The sequence below is a fragment of the Daejeonella sp. genome (genome assembly GCF_037719425.1).
Lineage (GTDB): Bacteria > Bacteroidota > Bacteroidia > Sphingobacteriales > Sphingobacteriaceae > Daejeonella.
Genome location: NZ_JBBJNI010000067.1, coordinates 5371 through 18816, shown reverse-complemented (window position 1 = coordinate 18816; position 13446 = coordinate 5371). Strand labels below are relative to the sequence as shown.

The 13446-nt window shown below is 41.0% G+C and carries 11 protein-coding genes, 1 pseudogene and 1 riboswitch; of the genes and pseudogenes, 6 read left to right on the top strand and 6 right to left on the bottom strand.

The annotated features are described in order from the left end of the window. The 3 genes and pseudogenes from WKF69_RS10415 to WKF69_RS10405 form a co-directional block, all read left to right on the top strand. Positions 1–142 (top strand): annotated as a pseudogene (locus tag WKF69_RS10415) (riboflavin biosynthesis protein RibD); the annotation flags it as partial. Between the two features lie 202 nt (positions 143–344). Then, on the top strand, positions 345–2762 hold the full coding sequence (locus tag WKF69_RS10410) for a prolyl oligopeptidase family serine peptidase (RefSeq protein ID WP_340381639.1): 2418 nt from the start codon (positions 345–347) through the stop codon (positions 2760–2762). Between the two features lie 155 nt (positions 2763–2917). After that, entirely contained in the window at positions 2918–3787 is an 870-nt protein-coding gene (locus WKF69_RS10405) for a nucleoside phosphorylase (protein WP_340381638.1), read from the top strand. A 3-nt stretch (positions 3788–3790) separates the two neighbouring features. Here WKF69_RS10405 and WKF69_RS10400 read toward each other — a convergent pair whose 3' ends face one another. From WKF69_RS10400 to mqnE, 3 genes are read right to left on the bottom strand one after another with little or no spacing between them, the layout of a single operon-like run. Then, positions 3791–4510: a menaquinone biosynthesis protein gene (locus tag WKF69_RS10400; RefSeq protein WP_340381637.1), complete on the bottom strand. Its 720-nt coding sequence runs from the start codon at positions 4508–4510 to the stop codon at positions 3791–3793. Beyond that, positions 4503–5135 (bottom strand): histidine phosphatase family protein, encoded by a 633-nt coding sequence (locus WKF69_RS10395; protein ID WP_340381636.1) that lies wholly within the window; start codon positions 5133–5135, stop codon positions 4503–4505. The genes WKF69_RS10400 and WKF69_RS10395 overlap by 8 nt, the downstream gene beginning before the upstream one ends. After that, the gene (gene mqnE, locus WKF69_RS10390) at positions 5132–6325 is read right to left on the bottom strand and encodes an aminofutalosine synthase MqnE (protein ID WP_340381635.1); all 1194 of its coding nucleotides are present in this window, start codon (positions 6323–6325) and stop codon (positions 5132–5134) included. The genes WKF69_RS10395 and mqnE overlap by 4 nt, the downstream gene beginning before the upstream one ends. A 187-nt stretch (positions 6326–6512) precedes the next feature. Here mqnE and WKF69_RS10385 point away from each other — a divergent pair, with 187 nt between their 5' ends. From WKF69_RS10385 to WKF69_RS10375, 3 genes are all read left to right on the top strand, one after another. Continuing rightward, a complete protein-coding gene (locus tag WKF69_RS10385; RefSeq protein WP_340381634.1) occupies positions 6513–7637 on the top strand; it encodes an aminotransferase class I/II-fold pyridoxal phosphate-dependent enzyme in 1125 nt (374 codons plus the stop codon). Positions 7638–7756: 119 nt separating this feature from the next. Next, a riboswitch (SAM riboswitch) is annotated at positions 7757–7861 on the top strand. Positions 7862–8153: 292 nt separating this feature from the next. Next, positions 8154–9215, top strand: a complete 1062-nt coding sequence (gene metX / locus WKF69_RS10380; RefSeq protein WP_340381633.1) for a homoserine O-acetyltransferase — start codon at positions 8154–8156, stop codon at positions 9213–9215. After that, positions 9216–10475 (top strand): homoserine dehydrogenase, encoded by a 1260-nt coding sequence (locus tag WKF69_RS10375; RefSeq protein ID WP_340381632.1) that lies wholly within the window; start codon positions 9216–9218, stop codon positions 10473–10475. 135 nt (positions 10476–10610) lie between these two features. Here the strand turns inward: WKF69_RS10375 and WKF69_RS10370 are convergent, their stop codons facing one another. From WKF69_RS10370 to WKF69_RS10360, 3 genes are all read right to left on the bottom strand, one after another. After that, positions 10611–11279, bottom strand: a complete 669-nt coding sequence (locus tag WKF69_RS10370; RefSeq protein WP_340381631.1) for a GDSL-type esterase/lipase family protein — start codon at positions 11277–11279, stop codon at positions 10611–10613. Between the two features lie 28 nt (positions 11280–11307). Next, the gene (locus WKF69_RS10365; RefSeq protein ID WP_340381630.1) at positions 11308–12693 is read right to left on the bottom strand and encodes a dihydrolipoamide acetyltransferase family protein; all 1386 of its coding nucleotides are present in this window, start codon (positions 12691–12693) and stop codon (positions 11308–11310) included. 57 nt (positions 12694–12750) lie between these two features. Continuing rightward, positions 12751–13446: nicotinamide-nucleotide amidohydrolase family protein (locus tag WKF69_RS10360; protein WP_340381629.1), on the bottom strand; the 696-nt coding region annotated here is incomplete at its 5' end.

Below are 13446 nucleotides of genomic sequence, written 5' to 3'. Positions count from 1 at the left end.
TTTGTGGGATGAGGCAAGGGTGTTTACGGGTCCACAAAAATGGAAAAGTGGTATTTTATCTCCATATATAGTGGGTAAGCCCCATCAAACGTGCAATATTGGATCCGACATTTTAAATATTTGGCGAAATAATTATGATTGATTTATTCCTCTTCCACCGCCACAATTGGATTGTTAACGGGCGACCTTTTTTGCTTACGCATGTCCCTGGGAATAGACTTTCTATGATGCAGTGCAGATTAATGTAAACTGTGTTTTTTTTCGAAAACATTCGTATTGTTACGCAGCCAAAGCCGGTTATAGGTTCATTTAGTAGTATATTTATTTCAAATTAAATTTAATTTATGAATAAGAAAACCTTAGTTTATTTTTTTATTGGAGCTAGCCTTTCAACAACTTTTTCATATGCACAAGATGATGTAAGTTATAGAATACCGCCAAAAGAGATCTCCGATCTTTTACTTGCGAAACCGACACCATCGATTAGCATGGATGGGAAAGCCGAATGGATTTTATTTAGCGAGAGAAATTCTTACCCTTCTGTAGAGGAATTGGCTTTGCCAGAATATAGAATTGCAGGTTTAAGAATCAACCCCAATAATTTTGCTCCTAGCCGTCAGTCTTTTATAAATAATTTTAGTCTTAAAAATTTAAAAACTCAGCAAACTTTTCAGGTAAGTGGCTTACCACAACCGCTTCTGGCAGGTAGTGTGAGTTGGAATCTGTCAGAAAATAAAATTATTTTCACCAATACTTCTGCCAAAGGAGTTGATTTATATATGATTGATGTCGCTACAAAAAAGGCTGTAAAAATCAATAAACAATTTTTAAATGTGGTGTTAGGTAATGGGACTACCTGGTTAAATGATCAGACTGTTATTTATAGAACGATATTGCAGCCAGCAAGTTTGGCACCTCAAAAACCATTAAAACCTAAAGGCCCGACAGTTCAGCAAAGTTTAGGAAAAGCAGCCCCAGGCGCTACTTATCAGGATTTAATTAAATCTCCATATGATGAGAGCTTATTTGAGTTTTACGCAACTTCCCAGCTAGTGAAAAATACTGCAGGCTTAGAAACCCCAATTGGTAAACCTGCTATTTATTCTTCGGTTATTTTATCTCCAGATAAAAAATATCTATTAGTAAATTCTATAAAAAAACCGTTTTCATATTTAGTCACTGCAGGAGGCTTTCCTTCAACTGTAGCTATCCAGGATTTAACCGGTAAAGTTGTTAAAGTTATCGCGGAATTACCATCAAGGGAAGGCACACCTTCGGGCTATGATAATTTACAAAATGTCCCCAGAGGTTTTGATTGGAGGGATGATGAGCCGGCCACAATAACATGGGCAAAACCTTTAGATGGTGGTCTAATCAAAACTGAAGTGCCGTTTCATGACGCTGTATATGCTTTAAGTGCTCCATTCACTGGTTTCGAAAAAGAATTATTCAAAACGATTACAAGATATAGAGGAGTGCAATGGGGAAACGAAAATTTAGCATTAGTTAATGAAGGTTTGAGAAGTAAGCAAACGAGTAAAGTAAGCACGTTTAATCCTACGACCGGATCCTTAGTAGAATTATATTCAAGAAACCAAACAGATGCTTATGGAAGTTTTGGCAGTCCGGTGACATCAAAAAATAAGTACGGCAGACAGGTAATTACCCTGGTAGATAATAATACTAAAATATTGATGAATAACGCTATAGGAGCATCACAAAAAGGTGATTTGCCCTATTTATCAAAACTGGACTTAACAACTAAAACGAATGAGATTATATGGAGAAGTGCTGAAGGAACTTATGAATTCGTGAGTGATGTAATTGACCCGGTTAAATTAATTTTATTAACCCGAAGAGAAGGTCAAAAAGTTGTCCCTAATTATTATATCAAGAATTTAACTTTGAACTCTGCCGATGTACCGGTAACAAATTTTACTAATCCCTATCCTGGACTTGAAGGCATAACAAAAGAAAAGGTTTTTTATAAAAGAGCTGATGGTATAGACCTAACGGGTGATTTATATTTACCAAAAGATTATGATAAAGCCAAGGATGGGCCTTTACCAACAATAATTTGGGCTTACCCGAGGGAGTTTATCTCTGCTGCTGATGCTGCCCAGGTACGGGGATCTGAGAATAGATTTACCACCCTGAGCTGGGCTAGTCCAGTTTTCTGGGTCACCAGAGGCTATGCTGTATTAGACAATGCGGAAATGCCAATTGTAGCACAAGGAGATAAACGTCCGAATGATACTTTTGTCGAGCAATTGAAACTTAATGCCGAAGCAGCAATTGGGAAACTAGCTGATATGGGTGTTGGTGATAGAAAGAGAATGGCGGTTGGTGGGCACAGTTACGGTGCATTTATGACGGCGAATTTATTAGCCCATACTAATTTATTTGCAGCAGGAATTGCAAGGAGTGGAGCATATAATCGAACGTTGACCCCGTTTGGTTTTCAAAATGAAGAAAGAACTTATTGGCAAGCTCCTCAATTATATCATGAAATGAGTCCGTTTAGCTATGCTGACAAGATTAAAACACCAATCCTACTGATACATGGCGATAGTGATGATAACACAGGTACCTACCCTATCAATAGTGAACGTCTATTTGCTGCGATTAAAGGTGCTGGCGGCACTGTAAGATTTGCTTTTTTACCTTATGAAGCGCATAGTTATAGAGGTAAAGAAAATATTTTGCACATGCTTTGGGAGCAGGATAATTGGTTAGAAACTTATGTAAAATTCAAAAAATAGAGTTTAAACTTAAAAAGCTAAGCAGAAATTATTACGTTAAACCACGAGCAAATAAAATTACCAATACTTAAAAACCGAGCTATCTCGAAAGGGATAGCTCATTTTAATAGGACTACAGAATTAGTGATATTCCTTCGCTCACATTAGCCAAAATAATGAAAACTATATCAAAAACAGATCTCATACTTAATGAAGACGGCAGTGTCTACCATCTTAATTTGCTGCCGGGAGATATTGCAGATACGGTTATAACCGTTGGCGATCCCGACAGGGTCAGCGATGTTAGCCGGCACTTTGACCGCATAGAAGTAAGAAAAGGTAAACGTGAATTCATTACCCACACGGGATATATTGGCTCGCGACGGATTACTGTTATTTCAACAGGCATAGGGACTGATAATATAGATATTGTCCTAAATGAGCTTGATGCCCTGGTAAATATCAATTTCGATACCCGGCTGGTTAACAGTACATTAAAAAGCCTGGATATTATCCGTATAGGCACTTCAGGCGCTATTCAGGACGATATTCCAATGGACACTATATTGGTTTCTGAATTTGCATTGGGCCTCGATGCATTGATGCATTATTATGTTCATACCGTTTCTGGTGATGAGCACCAGTTACTGGATTCAGTCAAATCACATTTCAAGCATATTCAGGGTATTTCACCTTATCTGATCGCAGCGGATAAAGGATTACTAAATTTGATAGGGCAAGATCTCGAAAAGGGAATCACAGTAACCGCACCAGGATTTTATGCTCCGCAAGGCCGTGAGGTTCGCGCGAAAACTACGGTTCCAAACCTGATTTCTCTATTTAGCTCATTCAGGTCCGGAAATCACCGTTTAACAAACCTTGAGATGGAAACGGCCGGGATCTATGCTTTAGCAAGTGTGTTAGGTCATAGAGCATTATCTCTGAATGCGATACTTGCAAGCCGGACAAAGCTTGAATTTTCCGCTAACCCTGCTAAAGTGGTAGATAAGGCTATTCAGCTTGTGCTTAGTAGCTTAGCTAATTAGGTGCTATAGCTTTTTAATCAATTCGTGAAACGTCTTTAACGCTTCAAGTTTCTTCTCGTCTAAGATATAGTCGATTTTGTTGATCAAATAATCTTCAAAATCAAAGTTTTCCTTACGTGTAATTCCTTTAATTACGTCATTACGATGCTCTAATCCATATTTCAAAGCTTCATTAAAGTCGAGCACGAAAGTTTCCGGAATCTCCTTATTTGCAGCCCATACAGCAAAAACGAAAGGTAATCCGTTAAATTTCTGCCATTCTTCAGCAAGATCGTATCTGTACGCGTACTGTTCTTTTTTACCGAATGTACGGTCGCCGATCTGGACAAAAGCGTCTGCAGGCTCTTCCACAACAAAATCAGGTGTGACCTTCCAATAGTTTTTCAGCAGGACCTTCGCAAGGTTATTGGAGGTTCTAGACTGTACGTCAAGCGTGATTGTCCTGACCTCTTCTATTGGCTTATTGCTAAAAATAAAAACCGAATCAACCGCGCCGCTTGCACCGATACAATAATTAGATATGATCTTATAGTCCGGGATTTCAAGCAAAGCTGCAACCGGAACTAAACCTATATCTACCTGATTATTAATTAACTTATATGCGCAATCTGAAGGGATATCTAAACTCAAATCAATCTGATCTAGAATGCCCGAATGCATTAAGCCGTAGACAAATGGTTTGGTATTCGTATATGAAACTGCGGAAATTTTGATTTTATTCAAAGCCAATCGGAATGGAATTTAAATGATCTGTGTTATTGAAATCAATGATATGGAATTCTGCCCCGTCATATTCGACCTTGTATAAAGTGGTGTTGGAATGTGGGAATGAGTCCATTTCACTCAAAGGTATATTCGTTAACAAGCAAAGGAACAAGCGCAGAGCCCGCCCGTGCATGCAGATAAGAATATTCTGATCATCGGCATCTTCAATCAGCGTTTCAAGCACAGTTAACTGCCTTTCTTTGACCTCCAGGGGGCTTTCACCTCTTTCGAACTTATGATGCAGCTCACCTGCATTCCATTTGCCCAGAATGCTAACGAATTCACCCCGGATAAACTCACTGCTTTCCATCCCCTCATAGATCCCCCAGCCAAGCTCATCTAGGCCAGGATACTGAGTCCAGGGAATATTAGTGTCGATGAATTTCCCGACGGTTTGATGGGTTCGTTTTAGCGTCGAGGTGTATATTTTATCAAAAGGAACATCTTTGTAAGCCTGGTAAAACGCTTCTGCCTGTTCCCTGCCCCGATCATTTAAATCTGTATCCATTCCCCGGCCTTGTACAACTCCCCGCTTGTTCAGATCTGTTTCGCCGTGGCGGATTATATATAGTGTTTTCTTCAATTCAGCACTGGTAATTTATAAAATTTAGGTTTTTCCTCAAGTGGAAATTCATGGTTCTGATAGTCAGTAATTACATTATAAAGCGTATCACGCTCTATTGGATGTCGCCCCACATGTTTTATAAGCTCAACCAATTCCTGCGTTGACATCGCCGGGTGCTGCTCTTCAGCCCCAGCCATAGAGTAAATTTTGGTGGTATCGTCAAGTGTTCCATCGATATCATCAACACCGAAATTAAGCGAAAGCTGCGCAGTATTCCGGCTGATCATCGCCCAGTAGGCCTTTATATGATCGAAGTTATCAAGGTAAATCCGGGCTATCGCGTAATTTCTAAGATCTTCTATCACAGATACCTCCGGAATATTTGACATTTGATTGTCCTGATTCCTGAATTTCAAGGGGATGAAAGTTTGGAATCCGCCTGTCCTATCCTGAAGAGCTCTAAGCCTTTCCATATGATCGATCCGATGCCAATATTCCTCGATATGTCCATAAAGCATTGTTGCATTAGACCTCATCCCTAATTTATGCCATTCCTCGTGGATTTCCAGCCACTGGTCGCCCGTGCATTTGTCTTTTGCGATTTGTACCCGGATATCCGGATGAAATATTTCGGCGCCGCCGCCAGGTATAGATTCAAGACCGGCCTCCTTCATTAGTTTCATCCCGGTTGCATAATCTATTTTCGCCTTTTTAAAGATATAGTGATACTCAACTGGCGTTAATGCTTTAACATGCAATTCAGGGCGATGTTTATGGATAGCGGTAAATAGTTCGGAATAAAACTCTACATCATACTGCGGAAGAACCCCGCCAACGATGTGTACCTCAGTTACCGGCTGGCCATCGTATTTTTTTACTATGTCAAGCATATCCTGCATGGTGTATTCCCAGCCATCCGACCGTTCTTTTATAAGAACGGAATACGAGCAGAACTTACAATCGTATACACACAGATTAGTTGGTTCTATATGAAAATTACGGTTAAAGTAGGTTTTATCGCCATGCCGCTTTTCGCGGATAAAATTGGCCAGAATTCCGACATAGCCAAGATCAGCCTTTTCATATAACAGAACACCTTCGTCGAAAGAAATGCGATCACCTGATTTTACTTTCTCTGCTATGGATCTGAGATCAGCAGGAAGGTTTTTGTCGGCTAAAAGGAGATTGAAACTTAATTCAGAGTTCATTCAGAGTTCTTTCTACAAAAGTACGATAAGTGCGTCTAATCAGTATCATTTGCTTGTAAAAGCATGTAAAAATACGAATAGGCAGCCGGATTTATTTTTATCGATAGGTAATTGTAAATTAAGCCCCAGTTCAAGCATCGTTGCTTTTATATTTATGAAAGCTTCCCAGCCTTAAAAACAACATTTAATGAAAATAGAAACCATAGCCATTCACGCCGGAAATAAAATTGACGAACATTCCAAAGCTGTTATTCAGCCTATATCTTTATCAACCACTTATCAGCGGGCTTTGGATGGCAGCTATCCGGAAGGATTTATTTATTCTCGAATTGATAATCCCAACAGAAAATCTCTTGAAAATGTAATAGCCAAATTAGAGCAAGGGCCTGACGCATGTGCCTTTTCGTCGGGAAATGCGGCGGCTGCCGCTCTTTTTCAGGCCCTGTCTCCAGGATCACATATAATTGCTCCTGATGATATGTATCATGGCTTGCGGGCTCAACTTCTTCAGGTGTTTGAAGGAATTCTGGATGTAGATTTCGTTGATATGTCAGATTTGCCTGCTGTTAGAAAACTCGTTCGGCCGGAAACCAAATTGATCTGGATTGAGACACCCTCTAATCCACTGCTGAAAATCTGTGATATAAAGGCACTTGTAGTGCTTGCAAAATCCAAGGGTATACTGCTTGCATGTGACAATACATTCAGCACCCCTATTTTTCAGCTTCCGTTGACCCTGGGGTGTGACTTCGTGATGCACTCTACAACCAAATACCTTAGCGGACATAGCGATGTCCTTGGCGGGGTTCTGGTGACGGCCGTAAAGGATTCCTTTTGGGATAAAATCAGAGCCATCCAGGTTCTTGGAGGTGCTGTGCCCTCTCCTTTCGATTGCTATATGACGGTTAGAGGAATTAAAACCCTTCCATATCGTATGCGCGGGCATAATGAGAATGCTATTCAGATTGCTGAGTTCCTTGAAAAAAGTGCTTTTGTGGAGAAGGTCTATTACCCCGGTCTGGAAAGTCACCCTGGCCATGAAGTTGCTAAACAACAGATGAGTACATTTGGCGCAATGCTTTCATTCCTCGTAAAAGGAGGGTCAGATGAAGCTATTAAGGTTGTAAATGCTCTTAAAATTTTTACTCAGGCGACAAGTTTGGGCGGTGTGGAGAGTCTTGTTGAACATCGTGCTTCTGTTGAAGGCCCTGCTACAAAAACTCCTCAAAACTTAATTCGAGTCTCAGTTGGGATTGAAAACATTACCGATCTGATCAAGGATCTTGAAAATGCCTTTAAGTCAATTGATTGACGGTCAATGAATTAAAATATTTTGCAAATTAAATTTGGTTTCAATATAATCCAACACCTATATTTGAAATATTATTTGGTAGCAATATCAATCTGTCTTCAATAAGCTCTTAGTTTATTGATTTATACAGAAGTGGCGAGAGATCAGGCTCTATGACCCACTGACAACCCCCCGGTAAATTCGGGGAAGGTGCCAATTCCTGTCCCGAAAGGGAAATATAAATTTATAAGGATGAAAAGAGAAAACACTACAGTTCCTGTATTTTCCAAAACGGAAAGCATTAAGCCAAAGGCTCATCAGCAATTTATTTTTGAAGTTGATTGTCTGTGCATGCGCACGACCTGCTGTTATTGAAGATTGTTAAGGGTTTACCCTTTTTTCCACTTTATATAACGGCAGGTCGCCGATATCCTCACGTAAAAATCACAAACGTATATTAAAATTGAACAAGCCTTACGGCGAAAGAATTAAACTAAATACCAGCTGGGTTTTCCAGCCACGATCTTAAAAATAAGAATGAACACTGAGAATATATATTACCATAAGAAGCCATTCAAGCTTGAAAGCGGTAAGAAGATAAACAACTTACAGATAGTTTATCATACTTACGGTTCATTGAATGGGAAAAAAAACAACGTTATTTGGGTATGTCACGCTCTTACAGCAAATTCCAATGTGTTTGAATGGTGGAAAGGACTTTTTGGAGATAATTGTCTGTTTAATCCAAAAGAGCACTTTATCGTTTGTGCGAATGTTTTGGGTTCCCACTACGGCACAACTAACCCGCTTAGTAAAAATAATGTTACCGGCCTTCCCTATTATCTAGCCTTCCCTGAATTCACAGTAAGAGATATTGCCGCTTCGCATAAAATCCTTGCCGACCACCTTGGTTTACCGGAGATCGGCTTGCTGATAGGTGGATCACTTGGTGGCCAGCAGGCAATGGAATGGGCAATTCTGGAGCCAAGGCGAGTAAAGAAGCTGGTTGTTATCGCTGCAAACGCGCAGCATTCAGCGTGGGGTATTGCTTTTAATGAGAGCCAGCGACTTGCAATTACTACTGATCGCACGTTTTATTCTCAATTAGAAAATGGCGGCAAGAAAGGCTTAAAAGTGGCCCGGAGCATTGCCCTTCTCTCCTACAGAAGCTACGGAACATACGGAGCCACCCAGTTAGAAGTTGGCACTGAAAAGATCACAGACTTCAAGGCTTCTTCTTATCAGAATTATCAGGGAGAGAAGCTGGTTAACCGCTTCAATGCCTATAGTTACTGGTATCTTACAAAGGCAATGGACAGCCATAACGTTGGACGGAAAAGACCTTCAATTGTTGACGCATTACGGCAGATTGAGGCTAAAACTCTTGTAATTGGGATAGTTAATGACGTTCTGTTCCCTTTAGAAGAACAACAATTCCTCGCAAAGAACATTCCCGGCGCCCGTTTCGCCGAACTGAATTCATTTTATGGCCATGACGGCTTCCTTATAGAAACAGAGATCCTTACAAAAGAAATCGGAACATTTATTAATACTGCTGAAACTGAAAACCAGGTGATCAGCTTACACAAAATCGCTTAAATGAGTAAAAGATTAACAATAGGCCTTTTCGGCTTCGGAGTTGTGGGTCAGGGCCTGCATGATATCATCAGCACTAAAGATCTTAATATTGAGATCAGGAAAATAGTGATCAAGAATCCTACAAAACCAAGAACACTTCCGAAAAGTTTGTTTTCCACTGATGCAACAGACATTCTGGATAATCCTGAAATTAATACAGTTGTCGAGCTGATCAACGATGCTGATGCAGCTTTCGAGATTACAACAAAAGCTTTAAAGAGCGGCAAAAATGTAGTTTCTGCGAATAAGAAGATGATTGCTGAACACCTTAACGAACTCGTTACGCTTCAGAATGAACATGGAACATCTCTTTTATACGAAGGTGCTGTTTGCGGCAGTATTCCAATCATTCGGAACCTTGAGGAGTATTATGACAATGAACTCCTGCATTCCATCAGCGGGATATTCAATGGATCGTCAAATTATATTCTTTCAAAAATTGCAAATGAAGGCCTTGAGTACAATGACGCATTGAAGCAGGCTCAGGATCTTGGTTTCGCTGAAACAGACCCTTTGCTGGATGTTGGAGGATATGACGCTAAATTCAAACTTGTGATTGCAGCGGCCCATGCCTATGGCGCTTTCGTAAAACCAGAAGAAGTCCTGAACACTGGAATTCAAAATTTTTCTATTGCCGACCTTCATTTCGCTCAGGAGCATAAACTTAAGATAAAGTTAGTTCCGACTGCTAAAAAACTGAATGAGAGCGAAATCGCTTTATACGTGATTCCTCGTTTAGTTCCTAAAAGCGATTTTCTATACAATGTTGAGAATGAATACAATGCGGTGTCTGTCAAAGCTGCTTTTGCTGATCAGCAATTATTCTATGGAAAAGGGGCTGGAGGCCATCCGACAGGGTCAGCAGTGCTTTCTGACATTGCTGCACTGCGTTACGATTACCGTTATGAGTACAAAAAATATCATAACGACTCCAGGCTAAAGCTGCAAAACGACCATGTTCTACCTGTCTATATCAGGTACAAAAGCGATGACCTGATCGGTCAGATCAACTTCGATTTTATAGGAGAACAACATCAGAGTGTCGAGCTCAAATATGTCCTTGGCGGGGTAAAGATCAGCGAGCTGATCGCCAAAAAAGACCTCATCGAGAATGATGGAGCATTTATCGCGCAAGCAGGTGCGCTTACAGGCAAATTTGAAGAGCTTACGAAATTGAGACTCGAGAACCAAGAACCAGGAATCAAGACAGAAATACACTAAATAACTTCCCAGTATTTCCCTTTGTTCACATCGTCAGCGACAGAAGTAGAAGTTTAAATATAAATTAGATTTAGTAACCTGGAATAACCGAATTATATCTTGGCTCTTGATTCTTGGCTCTTGATTCATTTACAGCTATTTCTTCAAATAAGGTTTTATCTCTTTTTGCCAGATGGCATATCCGGCTTCAGTCATGTGCAGTTTATCTGCTTTGAAAATGTCGGGCATGGGTGTGCCGTCTGCAAGCAACATTTTCGAATAGACATCCACATAATCCGTCCTGCGGTATTTTTTAAGATAGTCCTTGATCATTGCATTTGCTTTTACCATCTCAGGCAGGAATTTTAACCTGCTTGGGCTTGGCTTAAAAGAAACAAACAGAATATGGGCTTTGGGAAGACCCTTTCTTATGATCTCAAACAATGTTGTAAATCTATCATAGACAATTTCAGCACTCACGCCATCTGCAGGAAAATCATTCTCACCGACATAGATCACAACCTGCCTAGGCTGATACGGAATAATAATATCAGGCGCATATCTGATAGCATCAGGCAAACTTGAACCTCCAAAGCCGCGATTAATTATCGTGTAGCCTGGAAAAGCGCTTTGAACATTAGTCCAGCCCCTGAAGGATGAACTCCCCACAAAAAGAATGACGTTCTTAGGCGGCGGATTAATGGCATCCTGCTTTTTGAATGCTTCAATTTCATTAAAGAATGGTGGCGCCTCTTGAGCGATGCCCGTGAAACTCAAACCTTGAAGGAGTACGACGCAGATCAGGAATGCCTTTAGGTGTTTCATCTGGTATTGAAAAATATCCGTATTAAATTTAGATTTCGCGATTAATATCCCACGCTTCAAGGTAGTCAGCGACCTTTCTAACAAATGAGCCACCTAATGCACCATCAACTACTCTGTGATCATAAGAGAGAGAAAGGAACATCATATGCCGGATCCCGATTACATCCCCATATTCCGTTTCCATAACAGCAGGCTTCTTTTTGATTGCTCCTACAGCTAGAATAGCTGCCTGAGGCTGGTTTATAATAGGCGTACCCATCACATTGCCGAAAGTACCGACATTGGTCAATGTAAAGGTTCCTCCTACTGTATCATCAGGTTTAAGCTGAGAGTTACGCGCCCTCTTAGTCAGGTCATTTACGGCCTTTGTTAATCCCACCAGGTTTAGCTGGTCTGCATTTTTTATAACCGGCACTATAAGATTGCCTGAAGGCAGTGCTGCAGCCATCCCGATATTGATGTCGCGTTTTTTTATGATCTGTGTTCCATGAACTGAAACATTGATCATTGGAAGGTCTTTGATCGCCTTGGCAACTGCTTCCATGAATATCGGAGTGAAGGTTATCTTCTCACCTTCTCTTTTCTCGAAATCACTCTTCACCTTGTCTCTCCATTGAACCAGATTGGTAACATCGGCCTCAACAAAAGATGTAACGTGAGGTGAAGTATGTTTACTCATCACCATATGCTCAGCAATGAGCTTACGCATACGGTCCATCTCGATTATTTCGTCACCTGCAGATAATGAAATAGCAGGTTGTGTCTTTGGTTCGGAAATTGCCGGCTGAGTTTTTGGTACAGGCGGAGCTATTTTGGCAGGCTCGGCATCTGGCTGAATTGCAGCCACCGGCGCTGTAGCATTGGAATCCTTATCATTTATATAATCAAGAACATCTTGTTTCGTAACCCGGCCTTCTGATCCGGAGCCTTTAATTAAATCCAACTGCGTCGTGCTTATTCCTTCTTCAGCGGCCATACTTTTCACCAGAGGTGAATAAAATCTGCCGGAAGTATTGTCTGCAACAGGGTTGCTTCTTTGCTCCTGGCTAACTGCAGATACGCTCTCAAGCTGCTCTGCCCTATCGGTCTGAGTGCTATTATCAGCCTTTGGAGCTTCAGGATGTTTAACAGGCTCTTTAGTATCTTCTGCAACTTCATTGCCTCCTGAGGAACCGCCGGTTTCAATTATTGCGATCGTGGCACCTACCTGAACGACATCATCCATTTTATAAAGCGTCTCAATAAGTTTTCCCGCTACCGGTGACGGTACATCGGAATCGACTTTATCAGTGGCTATTTCTAAAACAGACTCATCTATATCTATTAAATCACCGGGCTGCTTTGTCCATTTAATGATAGTAGCTTCGGCAACGCTTTCCCCCATCTTAGGAAGCACTAATTCGTATCGGGCCATAGTAGGTTTATGAATTGGTTATCTGATTACAAAACTAAGCTTTTTCGGACATCTTCATTAAGCTTGTTCTTCTTTCACTAATTTATGCAGCAGAAAAAGTGCATTGATCGCCGATCTTTCAATATTCTGAGCTCTTTTGTTTCCGAACTGAAATTTTTTCGAAATGGTTTTCGTTTTACCCGCCACAGCAACCCAGACGGTTCCGACTGGCTTTTCCTCAGTTCCGCCATCCGGGCCAGCGATACCGCTTACTGAGATCGCATAATCCGATTTGTAATTGACAACCGCGCCATTCGCCATTTCAAGAACAGTTTGTTCACTTACTGCTCCAAACTCATAAAGGGTTTCTTCGGAAACAGACAGCATCGTCATTTTCAAATCATTGGAATACGAAACGGCGCCGCCTAAAAAAACTTTGCTGCTTCCCGGATGCTGTGTCAAAAGACGAGCGATGTATCCTCCAGTGCAACTTTCAGCGGTAGATAAGGTCAGCCCCTTTCCAGCCATAGTATCTAAAATCGCCTTTTCAAGCGGTAGATCGGCCTCAATAACAACAAACTCTTCCACCAGACCAACGATCTGCGATGCGTAAAGAGCGATCTCTTTTTTTAAGGTATCAACATCCGAGGCGCGGCCACTTAGCCTTAACCGGACCACCCCCAACTTGGGCAGATATGCAAGGTCGATATGATCCGGAAGAGAATCTTCAACAGATGAAATCTTATCGGCAAGCATCGACTCTCCAATTCCCGC

What these genes read in the sequence shown, in the direction of transcription:
- WKF69_RS10410 (WP_340381639.1), top strand. Translation starts at nt 345, where the DNA reads ATGAATAAGAAAACCTTAGTTTATTTTTTTATTGGAGCTAGCCTTTCA.
- WKF69_RS10405 (WP_340381638.1), top strand. Translation starts at nt 2,918, where the DNA reads ATGAAAACTATATCAAAAACAGATCTCATACTTAATGAAGACGGCAGT.
- mqnE (WP_340381635.1), bottom strand. Translation starts at nt 6,325, where the DNA reads ATGAACTCTGAATTAAGTTTCAATCTCCTTTTAGCCGACAAAAACCTT.
- WKF69_RS10385 (WP_340381634.1), top strand. Translation starts at nt 6,513, where the DNA reads ATGAAAATAGAAACCATAGCCATTCACGCCGGAAATAAAATTGACGAA.
- metX (WP_340381633.1), top strand. Translation starts at nt 8,154, where the DNA reads ATGAACACTGAGAATATATATTACCATAAGAAGCCATTCAAGCTTGAA.
- WKF69_RS10375 (WP_340381632.1), top strand. Translation starts at nt 9,216, where the DNA reads ATGAGTAAAAGATTAACAATAGGCCTTTTCGGCTTCGGAGTTGTGGGT.
- WKF69_RS10370 (WP_340381631.1), bottom strand. Translation starts at nt 11,279, where the DNA reads ATGAAACACCTAAAGGCATTCCTGATCTGCGTCGTACTCCTTCAAGGT.
- WKF69_RS10365 (WP_340381630.1), bottom strand. Translation starts at nt 12,693, where the DNA reads ATGGCCCGATACGAATTAGTGCTTCCTAAGATGGGGGAAAGCGTTGCC.